We start from the raw sequence: 24,575 nt of genomic DNA, 5'->3' as shown, positions 1-24,575 counted from the left end.
ATGCGATCACGAATCGCAGCGGCACGCCATGTTCGCGCATCAGTAAGTTCTTATGCTCACCTCAGGCCAGCAAAAAACCATAAAGGCCTCTACCCCTACAGGTTGTTTCATGAGGATTTAAAAATGCTCAGTCAAATACAACGTTTTGGCGGTGCCATGTTTACCCCGGTGTTGCTGTTTCCGTTCGCCGGGATCGTGGTGGGAATCGCCATCATGCTTCGCAACCCGCTGTTTGTCGGCGAAGCCTTAACGGCCCCCGATCATCTTTTCGCGCAGATTGTTCACATCATTGAAGAGGGCGGCTGGGCGGTGTTTCGCAATATGCCGCTGATTTTTGCCGTCGGCCTGCCGATTGGCCTGGCGAAGCAGGCCCAGGGCCGCGCCTGTCTGGCGGTGCTGATTAGCTTCCTGACCTGGAACTACTTCATCAACGCGATGGGGATGACCTGGGGCCACTTCTTCGGCGTCGACTTCTCCGCCGAACCGACGGCGGGAAGCGGGCTGGCGATGATTGCCGGGATCAAAACGCTCGATACCAGCATCATCGGCGCTATCGTGATTTCAGGCATCGTCACCGCCATCCACAACCGCTATTTTGACAAGCCGCTGCCGGTGTTTCTGGGGATTTTCCAGGGCAGCTCGTTTGTCGTTATCCTCGCGTTCTTCGTCATGATCCCCTGCGCCTGGCTGACGCTGCTGGGCTGGCCGAAAGTGCAGATGGGCATTGAGTCCCTGCAGGCGTTCCTGCGTTCTGCCGGTGCGCTGGGCGTATGGGTCTATACCTTCCTGGAACGCATTCTGATCCCAACCGGATTGCACCACTTCGTCTACGGTCCATTCATCTTCGGCCCGGCGGCGGTGGAAGGGGGAATTCAGGTCTACTGGGCGCAGCACCTGCAGGAATTCAGCCAGAGCACCCTGCCGCTGAAAACTCTTTTCCCGGAAGGCGGGTTCGCGCTGCACGGCAACTCCAAAGTGTTCGGCTCGGTCGGGATTGCGCTGGCGATCTGGTACACCGCGTCGCCGGAAAACCGCGTCAAGGTCGCGGGGCTGCTGGTCCCGGCCACGCTTACCGCGGTGCTGGTGGGTATTACCGAACCGCTCGAATTTACCTTCCTGTTTATCTCGCCGCTGCTGTTTGCCGTTCACGCCGTACTGGCGGCCACCATGGCAACGGTGATGTACACCTTCGGCGTGGTCGGGAACATGGGCGGCGGCCTGCTGGACCAGTTCCTGCCGCAAAACTGGATCCCGATGTTCCACAACCACGCCGCGACGGTGTTCACCCAGATCGGCATTGGCGTCTGCTTTACCGGAGTTTACTTCGTGGTCTTCAAAACGCTGATTGCGCGTCTGAACCTGAAAACCCCGGGCCGGGAAGAGAGCGAAATCAAGCTCTACAGCAAGGCCGACTATAAGGCGGCGCGCGGGCAAACCACCGCCCCGGCAGCGGCCAGCCAGCAGCTCGGGCAGGCCGCCGGATTCCTGCAGGCGCTGGGCGGCGCGGCCAACATCGACAGCATCAACAACTGCGCTACCCGCCTGCGCATCGCCCTGGTCGATATGGCGAAAACGCAAAGTGATGACGTCTTCAAAGCCCTCGGCGCCCACGGCGTGGTGCGACGCGGCAACGGCATTCAGGTGATTGTCGGCCTGCACGTTCCTCAGGTGCGCGACCAGCTGGAATCGCTGATGAAAACTTCCTTAACGAATGAACAAACCACCCTGACAGAGGCTATATCATGAAAAAATTCTCAGTTGTCATTGCAGGCGGCGGCAGCACCTTTACGCCTGGTATCGTCCTGATGCTGTTAGCCAACCGTGACCGTTTCCCGCTGCGCGCCCTGAAGTTCTATGACAACGACGGCGCGCGTCAGGAAACCATCGCCGAAGCGTGCAAAATCATCCTTAAGGAGCAGGCGCCGGAAATTGAATTCAGCTACACCACCGATCCGAAAGCGGCGTTTAGCGATGTGGATTTCGTGATGGCGCATATCCGCGTGGGTAAATACCCGATGCGTGAAAAAGATGAAAAAATCCCGCTGCGCCACGGCGTGCTGGGCCAGGAAACCTGTGGCCCGGGCGGGATTGCCTACGGGATGCGCTCTATCGGCGGCGTGCTGGAGCTGGTGGATTACATGGAGCAGTACTCCCCGAACGCGTGGATGCTGAACTACTCCAACCCGGCGGCGATTGTCGCGGAAGCCACGCGCCGCCTGCGTCCGAACGCTAAAATTCTCAACATCTGCGATATGCCGATCGGCATTGAAGGGCGCATGGCGCAGATTGTCGGCCTGAAGGACCGCAAAGAGATGCGCGTGCGCTACTACGGCCTGAACCACTTCGGCTGGTGGACGTCGATTGAAGACCTGAACGGCAACGATCTGATGCCGAAGCTGCGCGAATACGTGGCGAAACACGGCTATGTTCCGCCTTCGGAAGATGCGCACACCGAAGCGAGCTGGAACGATACGTTCGCGAAAGCAAAAGACGTGCAGGCGCTGGATCCGGACACCATGCCGAACACCTATCTGAAGTATTACCTGTTCCCGGACTACGTGGTCGCGCATTCCAACCCGGAACGCACCCGCGCCAATGAGGTCATGGACCACCGTGAGAAGCATGTATTCAGTTCATGCCGGGCGATTATCGAGGCGGGCAAGTCCTCCGCCGGTGAACTGGAAATCGACGAACACGCGTCGTACATCGTCGATCTGGCGACCGCGATTGCCTTTAATACCCAGGAACGCATGCTGCTGATTGTGCCAAACAACGGGGCCATCCATAACTTTGATGCCGATGCGATGGTGGAGATTCCTTGCCTGGTAGGCCATAACGGACCGGAGCCGCTCACGGTGGGCGATATTCCACACTTCCAGAAAGGGCTGATGAGCCAGCAGGTGGCGGTGGAAAAACTGGTGGTGGATGCCTGGGAGCAGCGCTCGTACCAGAAACTCTGGCAGGCGATTACCCTGTCGAAAACCGTGCCGAGCGCGTCCGTCGCGAAAGCGATTCTGGATGACCTGATCGAGGCCAACAAGGATTACTGGCCAGCGCTGCACTGATCGTCCTGACCGGCATCACCCGATGCCGGTCTCCTTGTCCTTGTCGATTTACGCTATGCTGAAGCCTGCCCGTAGCTCGACAAGGAACCTTCATGAAAATTTCCCGCCTCGGCGAAGCGCCGGACTACCGCTTCTCGCTGGCTAATGAACGCACGTATTTAGCGTGGATCCGCACCGCGCTGGGATTCCTTGCCGCCGGGGTGGGGCTCGACCAGCTCGCGCCTGATTTCGCCACGCCGCTGATTCGCGAGGTGCTGGCGCTGCTGCTGTGCCTGTTCGCGGGCGTGCTGGCGATTTATGGCTATCTGCGCTGGCTGCGTAATGAGAAGGCGATGCGTCTGAAGCAGGATCTGCCCTATACGCGTGGGTTACTCATCATCAGCGTGATTCTGCTGGCGGTGGCGGGCGTGGTGATGGGGCTGGTGTTCTATGGCGGATAGCCGCAAAGCGCGACGCGAAGCGGACCCCGGTCTGCAGCCGGAGCGGACGTCGCTGGCGTGGCTGCGCACGCTGCTGGGGTATGGCGCGCTGATTGCCCTGGCGATTAAGCACAACTGGCACCGCACCGGGGTGCCGTTCTGGATCTCGCTTGTTGTGCTGGCGCTGGTGGCAATCGTTTTATGGCGCTATACCCGCAGCCGTAACCTGATGGACGTAGCGCAGGACGACTTTGTGCAGCCAAAGGCGGTGCGGGATAAGTTCCTCATCGCCCTGGCCGTGCTGTCGCTGTCGTTACTCTTCGCAGTGACTCACATTCAGCAAATTGTGAGCTTTTAAAGCCGGGTGGCGGCTACGCCTTACCGGGCCTACAACTGCCGCGAACCGTAGGCCGGGTAAGGCGCAGCCGCCACCCGGCAGAATTACTGCCCTTTAGCCAGATACTTCTCCATCTCGTCTTCCGGCACCATGCCGCCGCCGGTCGCCCACACCAGGTGGGTAACACTGGCATCTGAAGGCACGCGCAGCGGCCCGGCCATCCCCGCCAGCGCGGACGGTTCCAGACGAATGCCTTCCTCCTGCGCCAGCCAGCCGAGCATGTCGTACATGCTCTGATCGGAAAGCGTATAGAACCCGTCGAGCAGGCGCTCCATCGCGCGGCCCACGAAGCCGGAGGCGCGTCCTACCGCCAGCCCGTCCGCCGCCGTCACGTTATCAATGCCCAGGTCCTGCACCGCGATCTCATCGTGCAGACCGGTGTAAACGCCCAGCAGCATGCACGGGGAGTGCGTGGGCTCCGCGAAGAAGCAGTGAACGTTATCGCCAAAGGCCAGCTTCAGGCCAAACGCCACGCCGCCGGGGCCGCCGCCGACGCCGCACGGCAGGTAGACGTACAGCGGATGATCGGCATCCACCACGCGGCCCTGAGCGGCAAACTGTGCCTTCAGGCGCTCGCCCGCCACCGCGTAGCCCAGGAACAGGGTGCGGGAGTTTTCATCGTCAATGAAGAAGCAGTTCGGATCGCTTTCCGCCGCTTTGCGTCCCTGCTCCACCGCCACGCCGTAATCCTGCTCATATTCCACGACGATGACGCCGTGGCTGCGCAGTTTGGCTTTCTTCCACTCGCGGGCGTCGGCGGACATATGTACCGTCACCTTAAAGCCGATGCGTGCGCTCATGATGCCGATGGACATCCCCAGGTTGCCGGTTGAGCCTACCGCAATGCTGTACTGGCTGAAGAAGTCCTTAAAGCGCGGCTCCAGCAGGATGCTGTAGTCGTCTTCAACGCTCAGCAACCCGGCGTCCAGCGCCAGTTTTTCCGCGTGGGTCAGCACCTCATAGATACCGCCGCGCGCTTTAATCGAGCCGGAGATCGGCAAATGGCTGTCTTTTTTCAGCAGCAGCGTGCCGGGAATGGATTTGCCAGATTCTTTCTCCAGCCGCGCCCGCATTGCCGGGATGGCGACCAGTTCGGATTCAATAATCCCACCCGTTGCGGCCGTCTCCGGGAAGGCTTTCGCCAGACATGGCGCGAAGCGTTTGAGGCGCGCATGCGCATCGTCCACGTCGGCTTTGGTCAGCCTGACATAGGGCAGCCCTTCTTCAAGCGTGGTGGTGTTCGGGTTAAGCCAGGTGGTTTCTTTCAGGGCAATCAGATCCTCAACCAGAGGAAACTGTGCGGTTAAAGTGGTGATAGTTGCGTTTTCCATAATACGTCTCTTCGCGCTCAGATAATGAAAGAAAGCAGGAATGTGCCGCCAAGTGCAAGCACCGAGGCGATAAACGTCGCCGTCGTATAGTATTTGAAGGTCTCATTCAGGGTCGCGCCGCAGTATTGCTTCACCAGCCAGAAGAGGGAATCGGTCACGATCGTGCAGCCAATGGCGCCGGAACCGATGGCAATGGTGATGATCTCCGGGCTGACGTTCGGGTAGAGCGGCAGCATCGGCGCGACGATGGCCGTGGCGCCCATCATCGCGACCGTGGCGGAGCCTACGGCGGCATGCAGCACCAGCGCCACCAGCCAGGCGAGCAGGATAGGGTGCATGTGCAGGTTCGAGAGAATTTGCGCCAGCGAGTCCGCCAGTCCGCTGGTTTTCAGGATGGCGTTGAACGCGCCGCCCGCGCCGATAATCAGCAAAATGTTGGCGATAGAGCCAAAGCCGTGCTCGGTGTGCGTCAGCATCGCGCCCATGCCCATGTGCTGGCGGATGCCCAGCAGGTAGTAGGCGACAAACACGGCGATGAACATGGCGGTGATCGGGTTGCCGATAAACTCCAGCAGCGTATACAGCGTGCCGTCTTTTGCCATATTCAGTTCAGCGATGGTCTTCACCAGCATCAGGGCAATCGGCAGCAGCACCGTAAACAGCGTGGCGCCCAGCGACGGCAGGGTATGCTCTTCCCGCACCTTCAGGTCTGAAAATTCCGCCGGAACCGGTTTAAACGGCAGACGATTGCCGAGCAGCTTCAGGAACAGCGGGCCGCCGACCAGAGAGGCCATCAGGCCGACCATCAAACCGTAGACAATGACCGTTCCAACGTCCGCTCCTAATTTATTTGTCACAAACAGCGCGGCCGGATGCGGCGGCACCACGCAGTGCACCGCCATCAGCGCGGTACAGAGCGGAATGGCCAGCTTAAGCAGCGACGTGTGGGTCTTTTTGGCGATGGAAAACGCCAGTGGGATCAGCAGGACCACGCCCACTTCCACGAACAGCGTAATGCCGCAGATCAGGCCCACCAGCACCATAATCACGTCTGCTGACAGCCAGCGGCAGCGCTGCAACGTAATCCCGATGCGCTCTGCCGCGCCGGAAACCTCCATCATCTTGCCGAGAATGGTGCCCAGACCAATCACGGCCGCCAGGAAGCCCAGCGTACCGCCAATCCCGCTCTCAATGGCGTTTACCATATCCAGCGGACTCATCCCCATCATCGCGCCGACGAAAAAGCTCGCCAGCAGCAGCGCGAGGAACGGGTGAAACTTCAGCTTAACGATGGTTAAAACAATCAACACAATGCTGACCAGCAGCGTTGCCACAACCCAGACCTGAGATCCCATATCTCACCTCACCCTTATGTCATCTGGGGGTATTGGACGAAAAAACGGCGTGGGCTGACAAACGATATAAATTGGCGTTCAGGTGAGCCAGATTGAATCAACTGAGTGACTGCGCTCTAAAAAACGCACTTAACCCGCATTAGGTTCACATAAATTCACCCTTAAACAGTATGCTGAGCGCAGAAACCACGCGTGAGAATTGTGATGACCGATGCAAATGAAGCCAGAAACCGGCTATTAAACGGCTGGCAGCTGTCGAAAATGTACACCTTTGAAGTGGCGGCTCGACATGAATCCTTCGCGCTGGCGGCGGAGGAGCTGTCGCTCAGCCCCAGCGCGGTGAGCCACCGCATCAACCTGCTCGAAGAAGAGCTCGGTATTCAGCTGTTTGTCCGCTCGCACCGTAAAGTCGAGCTGACGCAGGAGGGAAAGCGCGTTTACTGGACGCTAAAATCGTCCCTCGACACCCTGAATCAGGAGATCCTGGACATCAAAAACCAGGCGCTGTCCGGCACGCTGACGGTCTACTCCCGGCCGTCGATCGCCCAGTGCTGGCTGGTACCCATGCTGGGTGACTTTACCCGCCGCTATCCGTCGATTTCGCTCACCGTCCTGACCGGCAATGATTACGTCAATATGCAGCGAACGGGCGTCGATCTGGCGATCTATTTCGACGATACGCCGCCAAACCATCTGTCTCATCACTTCCTGATGGACGAAGAGATTTTGCCCGTCTGCTCGCCGCAGTATGCCCGCGAGCATGAGCTGTTGAAAAACCCCGATAACCTTAGCCACTGCACGCTGCTGCACGACCGTCAGGCCTGGAGCAATGATTCCGGTACGGATGAGTGGCTGAGCTGGGCGCAGCACTTTGCGGTGAATATGCCGCCATCGTCGGGTATTGGTTTCGATCGTTCCGACTTAGCGATTATTGCGGCCATCAACCACGTCGGCGTCGCGATGGGGAGAAAGCGGCTGGTGCAAAAACGGCTTGAACGGGGCGAACTGATCGCCCCGTTTGGTGACAAGACCCTGAAATGCCATCAGCACTACTATGTCTCGACGCTTTCTGGCCGTCAGTGGCCGAAAATAGACGCCTTTATCGGCTGGCTGAGAGAACTGGCAGGTTGAAGAATTATTACGCTTTCGCGCTACACCAAATGTGAAAAAGCGTGCTAAATACAGGTAATGCTTTCGATTTATCCAGGGTAAACCGTGTTAAAGCCTCTTATAGCGACCGCGTTACTGATCTCTTCCGGCTGGGCCATTGCCGCTGAGCCGCCGCTGACGGCTGCCCGTTATGCGCAGCAGCTTGGCGTCGGGATGGATGTGGACTGGGCGCGCACCGAGCGCGGCATACGCGAATTCGATCCGCTGGTGGTCCGCGATTTTCGGGCTAAAGGCATTACCCACGTGCGCATCCGCGTGGCCGACGAGCCGACGGAAGCGCGGCTGATCCACCTGCGCAAGCTGGTAGAAGCCTGTGAGCAGTATGGCGTGATCCCGATAGTCGCTTATCAGGCTGATGAATATAAAAACGACCCGAAAGCCGATAACGAGAAAGAGACGGTCAACTGGTGGATTGCCGTGGCGCACTATTTCGGTCAAAGCTACCCGCTGCTGGGTTTTGATCTCATTTATGAGCCCGCCGACAAGCTTAACCACAATCTGGCGTCGTTAAACCGCGTGTATGAAAAAACCGTTAAAGCGATCCACGACATCGACCCGCAGCGCATGATCTTCATTGCGCCACGCCTGCGTGCCGCGCCGGAGGAGTTATCCAGCCTGAAGCTGCCCGCGCACAGCCAAACCTATCTGCTGGCTGAGTGGCATATTTTCCCGTGGGGGCCGCTGAAAAATGGCGGCAAATACCCGTGGACGTCCGGCACGGCGGCGGAGAAAGCGGCTATCCGTAACCGCATTAATGCCGCGCTGCACTGGCAGCAAAAAACCGGGCACGTTAGCTGGGTCGGGGGTTGGGGCGTGGGGGAGTCAAGTCGCTTAACGCCAACCGCCTCGCAAATGGCCTTTGCCACCTATATGGCCTGCGAGCTGCAAAAGGCGAAAATTCCGTATGCGCTTAACGCGGACTTCCAGTTTTACGACGGGGAAGAGGGGGCCTGGCGGCCAGCGCCAGAGCCGTTATTGCAGGCGATGATTGCGCCCGTCTGTGAAAAGCCCGGCGAGAAGCCGGGCCATCATGCGGTTAAACCGGCTGCTCGTGATGCGGGACACGCGACGCCAGCGGCAGCCAGCACAGTAAAATCAGCAGCCCCATCAGCGTCATCAGCAGGCCCAAACTAGCCTGCCCGGTCTGCGGCATCATCGCCGAGAGCCAGGCCAGCGCGCCGGAACCGATGTTCTGCAAACCGCCCACCAGCGCGCCCGCCGTACCTGCAAGGAACGGGAACGGCTCCATCGCGCCGCTGGTGGCGAGCGGGAACAGCATCCCCGCGCCGAAGAAGAACAGCGCCGCCGGGATGAGCAGCGTCCAGACGGTCATCACGCCAAACAGCCCCGGGATCCACATCATCAGACCCGCCAGCAGACAGCTGATCACCGACTGCCACATCAGGGTGGAGAAGCGCTTGTTTGGTCGTCCGGCAAACCACGCGCCGAAGAACGCCGCCGGGATCGGCAGAATAAACAGAATGCTCACCACCATGCTGCTCAGGCCCAGCCCCGCGCCCAGCAGCACGCCGGAGCAGGCTTCGAACACCGCGATGCCCGCCAGGCCGCCAATCAGCATCAGCAGGTAGCAGGTGAACGCGCCGTTGCCGAACAGCGTTTTATAGCTGGCGATCAGCTTCGTGCGCGGCGCGTCCTGCGGGCGCGTTTCCGGCATCCAGCGCGCCATGCTGAAGGTGACAATGATGCACAGCACCAGCAGGAAGGCGTAGCAGGCGCGCCAGGACCACATCGTGTCCAGCAGGCCGCCGATCAGCGGGGCCAGCAGCGGGCTGACCAGAATGCCCATATTCAACAGGCTGTTAGCATGACGGAGCTGGGTGCCCTGATACATATCGCGCGGTAAGGTTCGCGCCATCACCCCGCCGACGCCGGTCCCAACGCCCTGCAGGGCGCTGGCGGCAATCAGTACGGTCAGGCTATGGGTGGTAATGGCAATTACCGTCGCCACCATGAAAATACTCATGCCCACCAGGATCACCGGGCGACGCCCGACGCGGTCGGAGAGCGGGCCGTAGAAGAGCTGCGAAACGCCATAGGTCAGCAGGTAGGCCGCCATTACGCTCTGTACCGCGCCCTCGCGGACGTTCAATTCCTTTGCCATGTCGGCAATCGCCGGAATGTAGATGGTTTGCGCCATCTGACCGACGGCCACCAGTAACACCAGCATCAACAATAAGTTAACGTTCCGTTGCTTTTTCATGTCGCTGAATACTTTTGCCAAAAGATAAAAATGAAGAATAAGTGACTGTGCATTCCCATAAATGCGCGAGGAATCTACCACAGAGAGATGACAATTTAAGCATTGTCGCGGTGAATGAAAAAACCGGTAAAGGCAGGATTTGTAAACAATAACGGCAACTAATGTTGCCAGTGCTTTACGCCAGGCGCAGCAGAATAGCGCCGCCGGCGATACCCAGCGCTGCTGCAATGCGCAGGCCCGCAACCTTCTCTTTTAAAAGCAGAAATGCGATCAGCGCGCCAAAGAGTATGGAGGTTTCACGCAGCGCCGCAACCACCGCCAGCGGCGCCTGCGTCATCGCCCACAGCGCCAGACCGTAAGAGCCCATGGTCCCCACCCCGCCAAGCAGCCCCTTTTTCCAGTGCAGACGCAGGTAGCCGGACGCCTCGCGCCGACGCGCGACCATCGCCCAGCTCAGCAGGCAGAAGCCGTTCATAAAGAAGGTCCACAGCGTATAGCCCAGCGCGGTCTCCGACAGCCGCACGCCGGTGCCGTCCACCAGCGTATATCCCGCAATAAAGCAGGCGTTCAGCAGCGCCAGCCAGATCCCCTTGCGTGACTGCATGCGCCCGTTCATTGCCATCGCCAGAATCGACAGGCAAATTACCCCGATGCCGGACCAGGCGAGCCAGGAGAGACGATCGCCGAGCGCCAGCACGCTGATCAGCGCCACCAGCAGCGGGGCGGTGCCGCGCATCAGCGGGTAGGTCTGGCTCATATCGGAAACCTGATAGGTCTTCGCGACCAGCACGGTGTACACCACCTGTAAGGCACAGGAGACAATCAAAAACGGCCAGCTTGCGGCAGAGGGCTGGGGAGAGAAGGGGAGCAGCACCAGAGCAATCAGCGTGGCGGACCCGCTGACGCTAATCGCGGAATAGAGCTTGTCCGTTCCGGCTTTGACGATGGCGTTCCAGCTGGCATGCAGCAGGGCGGCAAACAGCAAAATACAGAATACGGTGAGGGTCATGGCGTGTCGGGTGGTGAATTGTCACTCAACTGTAACATTCACGTCCTGAAGCTGCCAGCCGGTTACACCGCACAAAAAAGGCGGTGCGTCACCCGCGGTTCGTCCGAGACCAGCGTAAACCCTGCCTGGCGATAAAATCCGTAGGCAGCGTCCGGCGCATGGGTATTGAGGAAATCGAACCAGATGCTGGCATCGGCCATCACCACGGTCAAAAGCTGCCTGCCAATTCCCAGCCCGCGACACTTCTCGCTGACGTAGAGATGGCGAATACGCCCGGCGCGCGGCTGCTGGCTGAACGGATCGCGATTCAGACCGCACACGCCAACCAGCTTGCCGTTGAGAAACGCCCCCAGCAGCTTTTCACCCGGCGCGTTAAAGCGGTTCTCACCCCGCTGCCAGCTCTCTTCCAGCCTGCGCAGCATGTTGAAATTCGATGCGATACTTTCCGCCTTCAGGGCGATATACCCCGGCTCGTCGGGCGTGACAGGCTCAATTAACAGACGCGACATAGCATTCCCTCGTTATTAAAGAGGGGCGGTTGCCCGCCCCTCTCAGGTGCGACTTGAACCTGAATTACCGAACGAATTTCAGGACAGCATCAAGCAGTTGCAGTACTGCAACAATGAGTTTGAGGATAAGTATCACAATATCCACTACGCTCATACGCGTCTCCTTTTGGTTAAAAGGAGCACGATGCTGGCGTACCTTTCCGCCGCCTGTTGCCAGCACCTGGATTGACGTAACACAGTGTGCTCACTTCAGGGGTTAAGGCACTGACGGCACCACCCGTTTCAGCCAGGACTTCGTTGCGCCGGTAGAACTGCGGCCCCCTCGCTCACTGCGAACACCCTCAGTATAGATAAATACTGTACGTATGAACAGTATTTTGTGGACAAAATCTGGAAGGCGATCCATATTCAAAAACGTCAAAATCCGTGCCGGAATTGCGCGTTCGTCTTCGATCGCGTATACTTTTTGCGTTGACGTAACACAGTGTGTTCTGCGGCGACCAACCGCAAAATCCTGATAAAAACCTCGCTCCGGCGGGGTTTTTTGTTTTCATCCCCCAACAAACGAAACGTGATCCCTGACGCATTTTTGCGCAGATGAAAATTTTTCCATTGTCACGCCCGAAAACCTGTGTTTGTATAAATTCCATCAATGATTCCAAACACAGGTCCCCAATGACTTCATCCATCTTCACTTCGACCCTACTAAAAACTGCGCAACCAGCCGCAGTGGTCGTCGTGCGTGTGGTGGTGGTCGTCGGCAATGCGCCGTAGGGACTGGATCAACACACGAATCCAAAACCCCGCCGGCGCAAACCGGGCGGGGTTTTTCGTTTAGGACCCTCCCCGGAAAGTCGGCTCAGAAGAAAAGGACTGGAGCATGGCAAGTTCGGGCACAACATCCACCAAGACGCGTTTTACCGGCGCGCAGCTGATCGTTCATCTGCTGGAGCGACAGGGCATCACCACAGTCGCGGGCATCCCCGGCGGCACGGTGCTGCCGCTGTACGATGCGTTAAGTCAAAGCACGCAGATCCGTCACGTGCTGGCGCGTCACGAGCAGGGTGCAGGCTTTATCGCTCAGGGCATGGCGCGCACGCAGGGTAAACCGGCGGTCTGTATGGCCTGCAGCGGCCCGGGCGCAACCAACCTGGTCACCGCCATCGCCGACGCGCGCCTCGACTCCATTCCGTTGATCTGCATTACCGGCCAGGTGCCGTCCTCGATGATCGGTACCGATGCGTTCCAGGAAGTGGATACCTACGGCATCTCTATCCCCATCACCAAACATAACTATTTAGTTCGCGACATCGCCGAGCTTCCTCAGGTTATCAGCGATGCGTTCCGCATTGCGCAGTCCGGCCGCCCGGGCCCGGTGTGGATAGACATTCCTAAGGATGTCCAGACCGCAGAGATCGAGATCGACGTTCTGCCGGAGCCGGGCAAGCGTGCCCCCGCGCCGGAATTCAGCGCTGAGAGCGTGCGCGACGCCGCCGCCATGATTAACGCCGCCAAACGCCCGGTGCTCTATCTGGGCGGCGGGGCGATTAACGCCGCGGATGAAATCCGCCAGTTTGCGGAAAAAGCCAACCTGCCGACCACCATGACCCTGATGGCGCTGGGTATGCTGCCAAAAGCGCACCCGCTGTCCCTGGGGATGCTGGGCATGCACGGCGCGCGCAGCACCAACTACATCCTGCAAGAGGCGGATTTGCTGATTGTGATGGGCGCGCGTTTTGATGACCGGGCAATTGGCAAAACCGAGGAGTTCTGCCCGAATGCCAAAATCATTCACGTGGATATCGACCGCGCCGAGCTGGGTAAAATCAAGCAGCCGCACGTGGCGATCCAGGGCGACGTGGCCGAGGTGCTGGCGCAGCTGATCCCGCAGACGGTGGCAACCGACCGCGCCGACTGGCGCCAGCTGGTGGCCGACCTGCAGCGCGAGTTCCCGGGCGCTATCCCAACCGAGGGCGACCCGCTGAGCCACTATGGTCTTATCAACGCTGTTGCCGCCTGCGTGGATGACAGCGCGATTATCACCACCGACGTCGGCCAGCATCAGATGTGGACTGCCCAGGCGTATCCGCTGAACCGCCCGCGCCAGTGGCTGACCTCCGGCGGCCTTGGCACCATGGGCTTCGGCCTGCCCGCAGCTGTAGGCGCGGCGCTGGCGAATCCGGACCGCAAGGTCATCTGCTTCTCCGGTGACGGCAGCCTGATGATGAACATTCAGGAGATGGCGACCGCGGCGGAAAACCAGTTAGACGTGAAAATCATCCTGATGAACAACGAGGCGCTGGGGCTGGTGCACCAGCAGCAGAGCCTGTTCTACAAGCAGGGCGTGTTTGCGGCGACCTATCCGGGGATGATTAACTTTATGCAGATTGCCGCCGGCTTTGGCCTGCACACCTGCGATCTGAACGCGGAAGAGGATGCCCACGCGGCGCTGCAGGCGGCGCTCTCGCGTCCGGGCCCGGCGCTGATCCACGTGCGTATCGACCCTGAACAAAAAGTGTATCCGATGGTGCCGCCGGGTGCGGCAAATACTGAGATGGTGGGAGAATAAGCCATGCAGAAACAACATGATAACGTCATTCTGGAACTCACCGTCCGCAACCACCCTGGCGTCATGACCCACGTCTGCGGGCTGTTTGCCCGCCGGGCGTTTAACGTGGAAGGCATTCTCTGTCTGCCGATTCAGGGCAGCGAGCACAGCCGCATCTGGCTACTGGTCAACGATGACCAGCGTCTGGAGCAGATGATGGCGCAGATCGACAAGCTGGAGGACGTCACCAACGTGGCGCGCAACCAGTCCGATCCCACCATGTTTAACAAAATTGCGGTGTTCTTCGAATAGATCGCTTAAGGTAAGCGTCTTTCGCTCTTGTAGGCCGGATAAGCGCAGCGCCATCCGGCTTTTTCAGACCGCAGGAACACACATGACCACCATCGCCCTTATCGACGACCACCTTATCGTCCGCTCTGGCTTTGCCCAGCTTCTCAACCTCGAACCGGATTTCCAGGTCGTGGCCGAGTTTGGCTCCGGTCGCGAGGCGCTGGCGGGCCTGCCGGGGCGCGGGGTGCAGGTCTGTATCTGCGACATTTCGATGCCGGATCTCTCCGGGCTGGAGCTGTTAAGCCAGCTGCCGAAAGGAATGGCGACCATTATGCTCTCGGTCCACGACAGCCCGGCGCTGGTCGAGCAGGCGCTCAACGCGGGCGCGCGGGGGTTCCTCTCCAAACGCTGCAGCCCGGACGAGCTGATCGCCGCCGTGCGCACCGTCTCCACCGGCGGCTGCTACCTGACGCCGGAAATCGCCATCAAGCTGGCGGCCGGACGACAGGATCCGCTCACCCGGCGCGAGCGTCAGGTGGCTGAGAAGCTCGCGCAGGGGATGTCGGTAAAAGAGATTGCCGCCGAGCTGGATCTGTCGCCGAAGACCGTGCACGTCCATCGCGCCAACCTGATGGAAAAACTCAACGTCAGCAACGACGTCGAGCTGGCGCGCTGCATGTTCGACAGCTGGCAATGAGTCCCGTCTTTTCGCGGCTGATCGCCGTCGTTGCCAGCTTTTTCATCTTCTCCGCCGCGTGGTTCTGCCTGTGGAGCATCAGCCTGCATCTGGTGGAGCGCCCGGAGCTGGCGGTGCTGCTGTTTCCCTTCGGCCTGCGTTTGGGGCTGATGCTGCAATGCCCGCGCGGCTACTGGCCCGTTTTGCTCGGGGCAGAGTGGCTGCTGCTGGTCTGGCTGGCGCAGGAAGTGGCCCTCGCGCATCTGCCCTTATTGATGACCGGAAGCCTGCTCACGCTTCTCCCGGTTGCCCTCATTTCCCGCTATCGTCACCAGCGCGACTGGCGCACCCTGCTGCGGCAGGGGGCGGCGCTGATTGCCGCCGCGCTGCTGCAGTCCCTGCCGTGGGTTGGCGACAAGGAGATGCTCAACGCTCTGCTGCTGACCCTCACCGGCGGCTTGACGCTGGCACCCACCTGCCTCGTGATCTGGCACTACCTCACCAGCACCGTCTGGCAGCCGCTTGGTCCGGGGCTGGTTTCCCAACCGGTGAACTGGCGCGCCCGGCACCTCATCTGGTATCTGCTGCTGTTCGTGGTGAGCCTCTGGCTACAGCTTGGCCTGCCCGCCGAACTTTCACGCTTCACGCCGTTTTGCCTGGCGCTGCCGATTATCGCCCTGGCCTGGCACTACGGCTGGCAGGGGGCGCTGATCGCCACCCTGATGAACGCCATCGCGCTGATCGCCAGCCAGACCTGGCACGACCATCCGGTGGATCTGCTGCTCTCGCTGCTGGCCCAGAGCCTGACCGGGCTGCTGCTGGGGGCGGGCATTCAGCGCCTGCGCGAGCTGAACCAGTCCCTGCAGACCGAGCTGGCGCGCAACCGGCGTCTGGCTGAACGCCTGCTGGAGACGGAAGAGAGCGTGCGGCAGGAGGTCGCCCGCGAGCTGCACGATGACATCGGCCAGACGATCACCGCCATCCGCACCCAGGCGGGCATTGTCCAGCGCCTGGCGGCAGAAAACGCAGGCGTGAAGCAGGGCGGGGCGCATATTGAACAGCTTTCGCTGGGCGTGTATGACTCGGTGCGACGCCTGCTCGGCAGGCTGCGGCCGCGCCAGCTTGACGACCTGTCGCTGGAGCAGGCGGTACGCTCCCTGATGCGCGAGATGGAGCTGGAAAGCCGCGGCATTGTCAGCCATCTCGACTGGCGCATTAGCGAACCTGCGCTGAGCGAAGGCCAGCGCGTAACCCTGTTCCGCGTCTGTCAGGAAGGGCTGAACAATATCGTCAAACACGCCAGCGCCAGCGCGGTCACGATCCAGGGCTGGCAGCAGGACGAGCGCCTGATGCTGGTAATTGAAGACGACGGCTGCGGCCTGCCGCCGGGCTCCGGCCAGCAGGGCTTTGGCCTGGCGGGCATGCGCGAGCGGGTGAAGGCGCTTGGCGGCACGCTGAGCCTCTCCTGCACCCACGGGACGCGCGTCAGCGTCAGCCTGCCGTTAAGGACGCACCATGTTTAAAACCCCAGCCAGCGCCGCCCCGCTAAGCAACAAAGCGGAAATCGACGCCCGCTACCGCTACTGGCGTCGCCATATCCTGATTACCATCTGGCTCGGCTACGCGCTGTTCTACTTCACCCGCAAAAGCTTCAACGCCGCCGCGCCGGAGATCCTCGCGAGCGGCGTGATGACCCGCACCGATATCGGCCTGCTGGCGACGCTGTTTTATATCACCTACGGCCTGTCGAAGTTCTTCTCCGGCATCGTCAGCGATCGCTCAAATGCCCGTTATTTCATGGGCGTTGGGCTGATCGCCACCGGCGTGGTGAATATTCTGTTTGGCTTCTCCACCTCGCTGTGGGCCTTTGCCCTGCTGTGGGCGCTGAACGCCTTTTTCCAGGGCTGGGGCGCGCCGGTCTGCGCGCGTCTGCTCACCGCCTGGTACTCGCGCAACGAGCGTGGCGGCTGGTGGGCGATATGGAACACCGCACATAACGTCGGCGGGGCGCTGATCCCGATGGTGGTGGGTGCCGCGGCGCTGCACTACGGCTGGCGCGCGGGGATGATGATTGCCGGTGGCCTGGCGATTGTCGCCGGGCTGTTCCTCTGCTGGCGCCTGCGCGACAGGCCGCAGACCGTGGGCCTGCCTGCGGTGGGCGACTGGCGGCACGACGAGATGGAGATTGCCCAGCAGCAGGAGGGCGCGGGGCTGACCCGCAGGGAGATCCTCACCAAATACGTGCTGAAAAACCCCTACATCTGGCTGCTGTCGCTCTGCTACGTGCTGGTCTACGTGGTGCGCGCGGCTATCAACGACTGGGGCAATCTGTACATGTCCGAGACGCTCGGCGTGGACCTGGTGACCGCCAACTCGGCGGTGACCATGTTTGAACTGGGCGGGTTTATCGGCGCGCTGGTGGCGGGCTGGGGCTCGGATAAGCTGTTCAACGGCAACCGCGGCCCGATGAACCTGATTTTTGCCGCCGGGATTTTGCTCTCTGTTGGCTCGCTGTGGCTGATGCCGTTCGCCAGCTACGTCATGCAGGCGGCGTGCTTCTTCACCACCGGCTTCTTCGTCTTTGGCCCGCAGATGCTGATCGGCATGGCGGCGGCAGAGTGCTCCCACAAAGAGGCGGCAGGCGCGGCGACGGGCTTTGTCGGGCTGTTTGCCTACCTGGGCGCATCGCTCTCCGGCTGGCCGCTGGCGCGGGTCATCGACATCTGGCACTGGAGTGGCTTCTTCGCGGTGATCGCCATCGCGGCGGGCATTTCCGCCCTGCTGCTGCTGCCGTTTTTACATGCGCAGGCCCCGCGTGAAGCCAGCGTGATGTGATGCGCCTCACCTTTTCACCCCGAGTGGCGCAAAACTAGGAAATTTTCCCGGTTTTACCTGGACGCTGTCTCAGGCATCTCTCCCGGCTGATTTTTACAATGCCGCAAAAATCAGCTCAGGAGTAAACCAACCATGCTGGCCTTCTTAAACCAGGTGCGCAAGCCGACTCTGGATCTGCCGCTCGACGTGCGGCGCAAGATGTGGTTCAAACCGTTCATGCAGTCCTATCTGGTGGTCTTCATCGGCTACCTGACCATGTATCTGATCCGCAAAAACTTTAACATCGCGCAGAACGACATGATCTCGACCTACGGGCTGAGCATGACGCAGCTGGGGATGATTGGCCTGGGCTTCTCCATCACCTACGGCGTGGGGAAAACCGTTGTCTCGTACTATGCAGACGGCAAAAACACCAAGCAATTCCTGCCGTTTATGCTGATCCTCTCCGCCATCTGTATGCTCGGCTTCAGCGCCAGCATGGGCGCGGGCTCCGTCAGCCTGTTCCTGATGATCGCCTTCTACGCCCTGAGCGGTTTCTTCCAGAGCACCGGCGGGTCGTGCAGCTACTCCACCATCACCAAATGGACCCCGCGCCGCAAGCGGGGTTCGTACCTCGGCATGTGGAACATCTCCCACAACCTCGGCGGGGCGGGCGCGGCTGGCGTGGCGCTGTTTGGCGCAAACTATCTGTTCGACGGCCACGTCATCGGGATGTTTATCTTCCCGTCGATTATCGCCCTGATTGTCGGCTTTATCGGCCTGCGCTACGGCAGCGACTCCCCGGAATCGTACGGCCTCGGCAAAGCGGAAGAGCTGTTCGGCGAGGAGATCAGCGAAGAGGACAAAGAGACCGAAGAGAACGAGATGACCAAATGGCAGATCTTTGTTGAGTACGTGCTGAAAAACAAAGTGATCTGGCTGCTCTGCTTCTCAAACATCTTCCTCTACGTGGTGCGTATCGGCATTGACCAGTGGTCAACCGTGTATGCTTTCCAGGAGCTGAAGCTTTCTAAAGAGGTGGCGATTCAGGGCTTCACCCTGTTCGAAGTGGGCGCGCTGGTCGGCACGCTGCTGTGGGGCTGGCTCTCCGACCTCGCCAACGGCCGTCGCGCGCTGGTGGCCTGCATCGCGCTGGCGTTGATTATCGCCACCCTCGGCGTCTACCAGCACGCCAGCAACCAGTACGTTTACCTGGCGTCCCTGTTCGCGCTCGGCTTCCTGGTGTTTGGTCCACAGCTGCTGATCGGCGTGGCGGCAGTGGGCTTCGTACCGAAAAAAGCGATCGGCGCCGCCGATGGGATTAAAGGCACTTTCGCCTACCTGATCGGCGACAGCTTCGCCAAGCTGGGTCTGGGGATGATCGCCGACGGCACGCCGATTTTCGGCCTCACCGGCTGGGCGGGCACCTTCGCGGCGCTGGATGCGGCAGCGATCGGCTGTATCGTCCTGATGGCGATGGTCGCGGTGCTGGAAGAACGTAAAATTCGCCGTGAAAATCGCGCGCAGAAATTAAAAACAGCCTGAGTGTGCAGGTAACTTCTTTGCCCGGTGTGTGATGCCGGGCTTTTTTATTTGCGCCGACGGCGTTAATACCTGATCCCCCATTCCGCAACGTCTTTTCAGAGCACTATTCTGGTTATGCCCGCTGTTGACGCCGTGCGTTTCCCGCTATGATGAGCGGCTAGTCTAAGGAGAACGCATGGTCTGGATAATGCTGGCAACGCTTGCCGTGGTCTTTGTGGTGGGATTTCGCGTCCTGACCTCAGATTCCCGCCGCGCCATCAAACGTTTAAGCGAGCGTCTTGGCATCACCCCGATGCCGGTTGAGTCGATGATCGATCAGTTCGGTAAAACGCCGGGCAATGAGTTTATCCGCTACCTTGAACGGCCGGACGAGGCGCATCTGCAAAACGCCGCGCAGGTGCTGCTGATCTGGCAGGTCTGCATTGTCGACGGCAGCGAGGAGAACCTGCACGCCTGGCACCGCATGCTGCGTAAAGCCCGCCTTGCCGCACCCATTACCGATGCGCAAATTCGTCTGGCGCTTGGCTTTATGCGCGAGATGGAGCCCGATCCGCAGGAGCTGAACGCCTTCCAGCTACGCTATAACCAGCTCTTCCTGCCGGAAGAGGGCGTGTTTTACCTGCACTGATCCCCTGTAAAAACGACAAAAGTTGTCTAAACGTTAAATTCGTCACACTTTTGATGATAAACTGCGCGACTTTTCCGCACGTTTTTATCTTCAGGTGACGCCATGACAGAACATATCCAGCCCACGACCCGACCGCAGACCAAAGAGGTTACTCGCCCCAACTGGTCGGCGGTTTTCTCCGTGGCGTTCTGCGTCGCCTGCCTGATTACCGTTGAGTTTCTGCCGGTGAGCCTGCTGACGCCGATGGCGCAGGACCTGGGCATTTCCGAAGGCGTGGCGGGGCAGTCCGTTACCGTCACCGCCTTCGTGGCGATGTTCGCCAGCCTGTTTATCACCCAGGTGATTGGCACCATCGACCGCCGCAAGGTGGTCATTCTGTTCAGCGTGCTGCTGACGCTCTCCTGCCTGCTGGTCTCCTTCGCGGAAAGCTTCACCCTGCTGCTGCTCGGTCGCGCCTGCCTGGGGCTGGGGCTCGGCGGCTTCTGGGCGATGTCGGCCTCGCTCACCATGCGCCTGGTGCCCGCGCGGACGGTGCCAAAAGCGCTTTCCGTTATCTTCGGTGCGGTCTCTATCGCACTGGTGATTGCCGCGCCGCTGGGCAGCTTCCTCGGTGGGATTATCGGCTGGCGTAACGTCTTCAACGCCGCGGCGGTGATGGGCCTGCTCTGCATCATTTGGGTGTGGAAAGCGCTGCCGTCCCTGCCGGGCGAAGCGGCGCACCATAAACAGAACATGTTCGCGCTGCTCAAGCGCCCCGGCGTGCTGGCGGGGATGACCGCCATCTTTATGGCCTTTGCCGGGCAGTTTGCCTTCTTTACCTATATCCGCCCGGTGTTTATGACCATGGCGGGCTTTGACGTAGACGGCCTGACGCTGGTGCTGCTGAGCTTCGGTATCGCCAGCTTTGTCGGTACCTCGCTGTCGTCGCAGTTCCTGAAACGCTCCCTGAAGGTGGCGCTGGCGGGTGCGCCGCTGGTGCTGGCGGCGAGCGCCACGGTGCTGGTGCTGTGGGGCAGCGATAAGTGGGTCGCGTCTGCCATTGCGATTATCTGGGGCTTTGCCTTTGCGCTGGTGCCGGTGGGCTGGTCGACGTGGATCACCCGCTCGCTTGCCGATCAGGCGGAAAAAGCCGGGTCGATTCAGGTGGCGGTGATCCAGCTGGCGAACACCTGCGGCGCGGCCATTGGCGGCGTGGCGCTCGACCATCTGGGGCTGACGTCACCGCTGGTGATTTCCGGTACGCTGATGCTGCTGACGGCGCTGCTGGTGGCAGGGAAGGTTAAAGCGAAGTAGTGTTTTTCTCCCTCTCCCGTGGGAGAGGGTTGGGGTGAGGGCATCAGGCTACGCCGATGCCTTAACCCTTATACGCGAATCCATCGAAATCAGCACCACCGACGACACGATCAGCAGCGTCCCCAGCCAGTCCGGCAGGGTGAACGCCACGCCCAGCAACACCACCGACAGCAGCGCGCTGCTCAGCGGCTCGGCGCAGCTCAGGATGCTCGCCTTCGGCCCGCCGATCATCTGTGCGCCTTTCAGATACAGGCTGAACGTCAGCGCGGTGCCGATCACCACCAGGTAGAAAAACGCCAGCAGCAGGCCGCCGTCGATCACGAAGGTGGTGCCACGTCCGGCGTAGAACGGCGTCAGCATTAATCCGGCAATTAACATACTCCAGCCGACAATCGGCAATGTGCCGTAGCGGGCAATCAGCGTTGACGGATAGGTGGTGTAAAACGCGGCGGCAAACGCCGAGGCGATGCCGAAGAACAGGGCGGCAGGCGAGATGGAGAGCGAGGTTGGGTCGCCGTGGGTGACCAGCAGGAACGTCCCGACAAGCGAGGTCACAATCGCGGACAAAACAAACACGCCGGGGCGCTTTTTCCGCGCCAGCGCGAACCACGCCACGATAATCGTTGGCGACAGAAACTGCAGCACGGTGGCCGTCGCGGCGTTGGATTTTTCAATCGTCAGCAGGAAGGTGAGCTGCACGGTGAGCGCGCCGACCAGCGAGAAAAACAGCAGGCTGAGGGCGTCTTTGCGATGTTTGATGACCGAGAAAATCTTGTCGCCGTGAACGAAGGAGAGCGTCAGCAGGATCACGCCGGTAAACAGCAGGCGAACCATGGTCAGGTAAGGCGAAGAAATGTGGCTTTTCTCCATGATGTACTGCGCGCAAACGCCGGAACTGCCCCATAAAACGGCGGCGATCAGGACGTTCAGCATCCCTTTACGTGTGGAACCCATTTTCTCCCCTGTTATGTTGGTTTTTTTGTAGCATAACATGGGATCTTGCCGGGTGGCGCTACGCTTACCCGGCCTACAAAACCTTGTAGGCCCGTGCAAGCGCAGCGCCGCCGGGCGAAACAAACGACGCTTTACTAGAACCACGCCTCCCACATCGCGCCGACGTTGAAGTCGTCGAGCGTCTCGTCTTTGGTGTTGTTCACGCGCGCGGTGCGTGCGTTATCCACTTTGCCGCCGGTCACGTAGAAGCGCAGCATCGGACGGAACTCTGGCCCCATGGCGATAGACATGTTCTGCGACAGGGTCAGCTTCCAGCCTTTGTTGTCGCCGCCGTTGTCGTAATCCACGTGCTGCCAGCCCGCTTCCAGCCAGGTGGAGTGAACGTCGTTCCACCAGTGCATCGGGCGCACGATGGCGTTGTAGTTCTTACGGTTGTCGGTCTTATCACGGCTGTTGTCGTAGTCGTGGAAGGCGAGGATGTACTCCACCTGCGTGGCCTGGGTGAATTTGTACAGCCCTTCGAAGCTGGCGTAGACCGTGGTCAGGTCTTCGGTTTTATTGAACACGCTGTTGTCCGAGTTATCGGAGTAGCGGGCAATCACCTTGTTCACGCCGCTGTCGTTGGTGTGGCTCAGCACCACGCCGCCCTGCCAGGCGTTCAGACGCTCGTCGCTCTCCACCGCTTTTGAATCAAAGCCGTAGTTGGCGTACAGCTCCAGATCCAGCGGACCGAGCTTCATACCGTGGATTTTAGAGGTGGCCGCGTAGTTACCTTTGTCGCCCGTGCCGGACCCGCCGGTACAGGTGATGCGTGACGGGTTCGCTTCGTCTTCCATCACTTCCGGGCTACAGGATTCCACTGCCGCCACGGCAGCGACGTCAAACTGCACGCCGCCGATATCGAAGTTCTTCACCCCGGCGCCCTGGCCGTCGTGGTTCATCCAGAAGTAATCGTTGATGCCCTGCTGCGGACGCTGGTGGAAGTCGCGACCGGCCCAGAAATAGGCGTTCGGGTTGGAGGCCATAATGTTGGTCACCCCCGCGTAGGCCTTTTTCAGGTTAACTTCGTCGCCCCAGTGGTCGATCATCACGTTGATGTCCCAGATGGCGCCGTTTTCGCCCTTGAAGGCTTTAGAAAGCTGGAACTCGCCGCCGTTGCCTTCGTTACCCAGACGACCGATCGCGGACGCGCCGTTGTAGGAGCCATCCACCGCCACATATTTCTGATCGGCGGCCTGGAAGTGCGCGCCGTAGCGGGCGTAGCCGGTAAATTTAATGCCGAACGGAATCGCCATGTCCGGGGATTGCGCCGCGCTTTGCGGCTCGGTCACCACGTCCGCTTTTTTCGCGACGGCGGCATCCATTTTGGCCTGACGTTCGGCCAGGGCTTTATCCACCGCTTTCGCCACAATGGCGTCGATTTGCTCCTGCGTGAATTCCTGGGCGAGCACGGAAATTGGGCAAAGCGCGGCGATAACCGCCATGGTTAATGGAAGTTTTTTAATCGTATTCATGGTTATCTCAATATAGTTTAATTTTATTCAGACAATAACCATCCCGCTCCGATCTGACAGAATATGTCGCTATCATCAGAACAAGTGGATTTCTAGTTTTAGGTACAGAGGTATTACATTAATTTATTTCGCCATAGACTATCTCTGATATAAATGAATAATTTCTTCGGATAATTCACGCGCTAATAAGGAGTTCATTAAATGATCCTGCGCGTGCACCATGATTAACGTCATCAGCTGGCGGCCTTCGCCCGCATCCTGCTCGATCAGTTTGGTCTGCATCTTGTGCGCCTGGCGCGCGTAGCCGTCGGCTTCGCGCAGCAGGCTTTTGGCCTCGTCAATGTTGCCCTGACGCGCCGCGTGCAGCGCTTCAAAGCACAGGCTGCGGGACTGCCCGGCATTGACGATAATTTCCATTACGGCTTCTTCTAGTGCGATCATCATCATTACTCTTTATCAAAGCTATTATTTAAGGCGGTGGCGGCAAACCACTCCCCGCTTTTCTTAATGGTGCGCTGCTGCGTCTTTAAATCGAGCTGGATAAATCCGTAGCGATTTTTATACGCGTTACACCACGACCAGTTATCAATAAACGTCCACATATGGTAACCAAGACAATTGCACCCTTCGCTAATACCCTTATGCAGCCAGGCTAAATGTTCGGAAATAAACTCGATGCGGTATTGATCGTTAATCTGGCCATTTTCAATAAAACGTTGTTCGTTTTCGACGCCCATGCCGTTGGTAATGACTCCAACTTACTGATAGTGTTTTATGTTCAGATAATGCCCGATGACTTTGTCATGCAGCTCCACCGATTTTGAGAACGACAGTGA

25 protein-coding genes and 1 pseudogene are annotated in these 24,575 nt (G+C 59.6%); 15 read left to right on the top strand and 11 right to left on the bottom strand.

Going from position 1 to position 24,575, the window contains the following annotated elements; all coding sequences use genetic code 11:
* Positions 1–123: 123 nt before the first annotated feature.
* The 4 genes from ACOTXF_RS15120 (at position 124) to ACOTXF_RS15105 (ending at position 3,842) form a co-directional block, all read left to right on the top strand.
* The gene (locus ACOTXF_RS15120; protein WP_021242682.1) at positions 124–1,746 is read left to right on the top strand and encodes an alpha-glucoside-specific PTS transporter subunit IIBC; all 1,623 of its coding nucleotides are present in this window, start codon (positions 124–126) and stop codon (positions 1,744–1,746) included.
* Positions 1,743–3,065, top strand: a complete 1,323-nt coding sequence (locus ACOTXF_RS15115; RefSeq protein WP_045353356.1) for a 6-phospho-alpha-glucosidase — start codon at positions 1,743–1,745, stop codon at positions 3,063–3,065. Before ACOTXF_RS15120 ends, ACOTXF_RS15115 begins: the two co-directional genes overlap by 4 nt.
* Before the next feature lie 92 nt (positions 3,066–3,157).
* On the top strand, positions 3,158–3,505 hold the full coding sequence (locus tag ACOTXF_RS15110; RefSeq protein ID WP_025910728.1) for a YidH family protein: 348 nt from the start codon (positions 3,158–3,160) through the stop codon (positions 3,503–3,505).
* Positions 3,495–3,842 carry a DUF202 domain-containing protein gene (locus tag ACOTXF_RS15105; RefSeq protein ID WP_021242685.1) on the top strand — a complete coding sequence of 116 codons (348 nt, stop codon included), beginning with the start codon at positions 3,495–3,497 and terminating at the stop codon, positions 3,840–3,842. The genes ACOTXF_RS15110 and ACOTXF_RS15105 overlap by 11 nt, the downstream gene beginning before the upstream one ends.
* A gap of 83 nt (positions 3,843–3,925) precedes the next feature.
* Here the strand turns inward: ACOTXF_RS15105 and dsdA are convergent, their stop codons facing one another.
* Entirely contained in the window at positions 3,926–5,212 is a 1,287-nt protein-coding gene (gene dsdA / locus ACOTXF_RS15100; protein ID WP_232926998.1) for a D-serine ammonia-lyase, read from the bottom strand.
* A gap of 17 nt (positions 5,213–5,229) precedes the next feature.
* Positions 5,230–6,567 (bottom strand): D-serine transporter DsdX, encoded by a 1,338-nt coding sequence (gene dsdX, locus ACOTXF_RS15095; protein WP_028014951.1) that lies wholly within the window; start codon positions 6,565–6,567, stop codon positions 5,230–5,232.
* Between the two features lie 204 nt (positions 6,568–6,771).
* Between dsdX and dsdC the strand changes: the two genes are divergently transcribed.
* Together dsdC and ACOTXF_RS15085 are read left to right on the top strand one after the other, a co-directional pair.
* Positions 6,772–7,698, top strand: a complete 927-nt coding sequence (gene dsdC / locus ACOTXF_RS15090) for a DNA-binding transcriptional regulator DsdC (RefSeq protein ID WP_048963184.1) — start codon at positions 6,772–6,774, stop codon at positions 7,696–7,698.
* A gap of 84 nt (positions 7,699–7,782) precedes the next feature.
* Positions 7,783–8,871 carry a cellulase family glycosylhydrolase gene (locus tag ACOTXF_RS15085; RefSeq protein ID WP_045372109.1) on the top strand — a complete coding sequence of 363 codons (1,089 nt, stop codon included), beginning with the start codon at positions 7,783–7,785 and terminating at the stop codon, positions 8,869–8,871.
* Here ACOTXF_RS15085 and emrD read toward each other — a convergent pair.
* From emrD to tisB, 4 genes are all read right to left on the bottom strand, one after another.
* Positions 8,774–9,958, bottom strand: a complete 1,185-nt coding sequence (emrD, locus tag ACOTXF_RS15080) for a multidrug efflux MFS transporter EmrD (RefSeq protein WP_023293703.1) — start codon at positions 9,956–9,958, stop codon at positions 8,774–8,776. The two genes, ACOTXF_RS15085 and emrD, sit on opposite strands and share 98 nt — an antisense overlap.
* 175 nt (positions 9,959–10,133) lie before the next feature.
* Positions 10,134–10,967, bottom strand: a complete 834-nt coding sequence (locus tag ACOTXF_RS15075; protein ID WP_045414798.1) for an EamA family transporter — start codon at positions 10,965–10,967, stop codon at positions 10,134–10,136.
* A gap of 62 nt (positions 10,968–11,029) precedes the next feature.
* Complete coding sequence (locus ACOTXF_RS15070; RefSeq protein ID WP_008500147.1) at positions 11,030–11,476, bottom strand: GNAT family N-acetyltransferase; 447 nt, start codon at positions 11,474–11,476, stop codon at positions 11,030–11,032.
* Positions 11,477–11,540: 64 nt separating this feature from the next.
* Positions 11,541–11,630, bottom strand: a complete 90-nt coding sequence (gene tisB, locus ACOTXF_RS15065) for a type I toxin-antitoxin system toxin TisB (protein ID WP_074172868.1) — start codon at positions 11,628–11,630, stop codon at positions 11,541–11,543.
* Between the two features lie 521 nt (positions 11,631–12,151).
* Between tisB and ivbL the strand changes: the two genes are divergently transcribed.
* From ivbL to nepI, 9 genes are all read left to right on the top strand, one after another.
* Positions 12,152–12,250, top strand: a complete 99-nt coding sequence (gene ivbL / locus ACOTXF_RS15060; RefSeq protein ID WP_057979964.1) for an ilvB operon leader peptide IvbL — start codon at positions 12,152–12,154, stop codon at positions 12,248–12,250.
* Between the two features lie 106 nt (positions 12,251–12,356).
* Entirely contained in the window at positions 12,357–14,045 is a 1,689-nt protein-coding gene (gene ilvB, locus ACOTXF_RS15055) for an acetolactate synthase large subunit (protein WP_048963188.1), read from the top strand.
* 3 nt (positions 14,046–14,048) lie between these two features.
* Positions 14,049–14,336 (top strand): acetolactate synthase small subunit, encoded by a 288-nt coding sequence (gene ilvN, locus ACOTXF_RS15050; protein WP_008500144.1) that lies wholly within the window; start codon positions 14,049–14,051, stop codon positions 14,334–14,336.
* Positions 14,337–14,418: 82 nt separating this feature from the next.
* Positions 14,419–15,012, top strand: a complete 594-nt coding sequence (gene uhpA, locus ACOTXF_RS15045) for a transcriptional regulator UhpA (RefSeq protein ID WP_008500143.1) — start codon at positions 14,419–14,421, stop codon at positions 15,010–15,012.
* The gene (gene uhpB / locus ACOTXF_RS15040; RefSeq protein WP_065102783.1) at positions 15,009–16,514 is read left to right on the top strand and encodes a signal transduction histidine-protein kinase/phosphatase UhpB; all 1,506 of its coding nucleotides are present in this window, start codon (positions 15,009–15,011) and stop codon (positions 16,512–16,514) included. The genes uhpA and uhpB overlap by 4 nt, the downstream gene beginning before the upstream one ends.
* Entirely contained in the window at positions 16,507–17,826 is a 1,320-nt protein-coding gene (locus ACOTXF_RS15035) for an MFS transporter (protein ID WP_046091932.1), read from the top strand. The genes uhpB and ACOTXF_RS15035 overlap by 8 nt, the downstream gene beginning before the upstream one ends.
* A gap of 132 nt (positions 17,827–17,958) precedes the next feature.
* Positions 17,959–19,350 carry a hexose-6-phosphate:phosphate antiporter gene (gene uhpT, locus ACOTXF_RS15030; protein ID WP_003861048.1) on the top strand — a complete coding sequence of 464 codons (1,392 nt, stop codon included), beginning with the start codon at positions 17,959–17,961 and terminating at the stop codon, positions 19,348–19,350.
* A gap of 175 nt (positions 19,351–19,525) precedes the next feature.
* The gene (locus ACOTXF_RS15025) at positions 19,526–19,978 is read left to right on the top strand and encodes a DUF1198 domain-containing protein (RefSeq protein ID WP_021242696.1); all 453 of its coding nucleotides are present in this window, start codon (positions 19,526–19,528) and stop codon (positions 19,976–19,978) included.
* Positions 19,979–20,080: 102 nt separating this feature from the next.
* A complete protein-coding gene (gene nepI, locus ACOTXF_RS15020) occupies positions 20,081–21,271 on the top strand; it encodes a purine ribonucleoside efflux pump NepI (protein ID WP_025910692.1) in 1,191 nt (396 codons plus the stop codon).
* A 48-nt stretch (positions 21,272–21,319) separates the two neighbouring features.
* Here nepI and ACOTXF_RS15015 read toward each other — a convergent pair whose 3' ends face one another.
* From ACOTXF_RS15015 to ACOTXF_RS14995, 5 genes and pseudogenes are all read right to left on the bottom strand, one after another.
* Positions 21,320–22,225 (bottom strand): EamA family transporter, encoded by a 906-nt coding sequence (locus ACOTXF_RS15015; protein WP_232926996.1) that lies wholly within the window; start codon positions 22,223–22,225, stop codon positions 21,320–21,322.
* A gap of 134 nt (positions 22,226–22,359) precedes the next feature.
* A complete protein-coding gene (locus ACOTXF_RS15010) occupies positions 22,360–23,739 on the bottom strand; it encodes a carbohydrate porin (protein ID WP_023326394.1) in 1,380 nt (459 codons plus the stop codon).
* A 138-nt stretch (positions 23,740–23,877) separates the two neighbouring features.
* Positions 23,878–24,180 (bottom strand): PTS lactose/cellobiose transporter subunit IIA, encoded by a 303-nt coding sequence (locus ACOTXF_RS15005; protein WP_186438134.1) that lies wholly within the window; start codon positions 24,178–24,180, stop codon positions 23,878–23,880.
* A gap of 5 nt (positions 24,181–24,185) precedes the next feature.
* A pseudogene (locus ACOTXF_RS15000) lies at positions 24,186–24,482 on the bottom strand (family 1 glycosylhydrolase); the annotation flags it as partial.
* Between the two features lie 15 nt (positions 24,483–24,497).
* Positions 24,498–24,575, bottom strand: a 78-nt coding sequence (locus tag ACOTXF_RS14995) for an IS1 family transposase (RefSeq protein ID WP_001401901.1), incomplete at its 5' end; no start/stop codon positions are given.

The organism is Enterobacter cloacae complex sp. IR53041 (assembly GCF_049238285.1).
Classification (GTDB): domain Bacteria; phylum Pseudomonadota; class Gammaproteobacteria; order Enterobacterales; family Enterobacteriaceae; genus Enterobacter; species Enterobacter roggenkampii.
This window is presented reverse-complemented; position numbering and strand designations above follow the sequence as displayed.

Coding starts and splice junctions, on each gene's coding strand:
- ACOTXF_RS15120 (WP_021242682.1), top strand. CDS start 124: ATGCTCAGTCAAATACAACGTTTTGGCGGTGCCATGTTTACCCCGGTG.
- ACOTXF_RS15115 (WP_045353356.1), top strand. CDS start 1,743: ATGAAAAAATTCTCAGTTGTCATTGCAGGCGGCGGCAGCACCTTTACG.
- ACOTXF_RS15110 (WP_025910728.1), top strand. CDS start 3,158: ATGAAAATTTCCCGCCTCGGCGAAGCGCCGGACTACCGCTTCTCGCTG.
- ACOTXF_RS15105 (WP_021242685.1), top strand. CDS start 3,495: ATGGCGGATAGCCGCAAAGCGCGACGCGAAGCGGACCCCGGTCTGCAG.
- dsdA (WP_232926998.1), bottom strand. CDS start 5,212: ATGGAAAACGCAACTATCACCACTTTAACCGCACAGTTTCCTCTGGTT.
- dsdX (WP_028014951.1), bottom strand. CDS start 6,567: ATGGGATCTCAGGTCTGGGTTGTGGCAACGCTGCTGGTCAGCATTGTG.
- dsdC (WP_048963184.1), top strand. CDS start 6,772: ATGACCGATGCAAATGAAGCCAGAAACCGGCTATTAAACGGCTGGCAG.
- emrD (WP_023293703.1), bottom strand. CDS start 9,958: ATGAAAAAGCAACGGAACGTTAACTTATTGTTGATGCTGGTGTTACTG.
- ACOTXF_RS15075 (WP_045414798.1), bottom strand. CDS start 10,967: ATGACCCTCACCGTATTCTGTATTTTGCTGTTTGCCGCCCTGCTGCAT.
- ACOTXF_RS15070 (WP_008500147.1), bottom strand. CDS start 11,476: ATGTCGCGTCTGTTAATTGAGCCTGTCACGCCCGACGAGCCGGGGTAT.
- tisB (WP_074172868.1), bottom strand. CDS start 11,630: ATGAGCGTAGTGGATATTGTGATACTTATCCTCAAACTCATTGTTGCA.
- ivbL (WP_057979964.1), top strand. CDS start 12,152: ATGACTTCATCCATCTTCACTTCGACCCTACTAAAAACTGCGCAACCA.
- ilvB (WP_048963188.1), top strand. CDS start 12,357: ATGGCAAGTTCGGGCACAACATCCACCAAGACGCGTTTTACCGGCGCG.
- ilvN (WP_008500144.1), top strand. CDS start 14,049: ATGCAGAAACAACATGATAACGTCATTCTGGAACTCACCGTCCGCAAC.
- uhpA (WP_008500143.1), top strand. CDS start 14,419: ATGACCACCATCGCCCTTATCGACGACCACCTTATCGTCCGCTCTGGC.
- uhpB (WP_065102783.1), top strand. CDS start 15,009: ATGAGTCCCGTCTTTTCGCGGCTGATCGCCGTCGTTGCCAGCTTTTTC.
- ACOTXF_RS15035 (WP_046091932.1), top strand. CDS start 16,507: ATGTTTAAAACCCCAGCCAGCGCCGCCCCGCTAAGCAACAAAGCGGAA.
- uhpT (WP_003861048.1), top strand. CDS start 17,959: ATGCTGGCCTTCTTAAACCAGGTGCGCAAGCCGACTCTGGATCTGCCG.
- ACOTXF_RS15025 (WP_021242696.1), top strand. CDS start 19,526: ATGGTCTGGATAATGCTGGCAACGCTTGCCGTGGTCTTTGTGGTGGGA.
- nepI (WP_025910692.1), top strand. CDS start 20,081: ATGACAGAACATATCCAGCCCACGACCCGACCGCAGACCAAAGAGGTT.
- ACOTXF_RS15015 (WP_232926996.1), bottom strand. CDS start 22,225: ATGGGTTCCACACGTAAAGGGATGCTGAACGTCCTGATCGCCGCCGTT.
- ACOTXF_RS15010 (WP_023326394.1), bottom strand. CDS start 23,739: ATGAATACGATTAAAAAACTTCCATTAACCATGGCGGTTATCGCCGCG.
- ACOTXF_RS15005 (WP_186438134.1), bottom strand. CDS start 24,180: ATGATCGCACTAGAAGAAGCCGTAATGGAAATTATCGTCAATGCCGGG.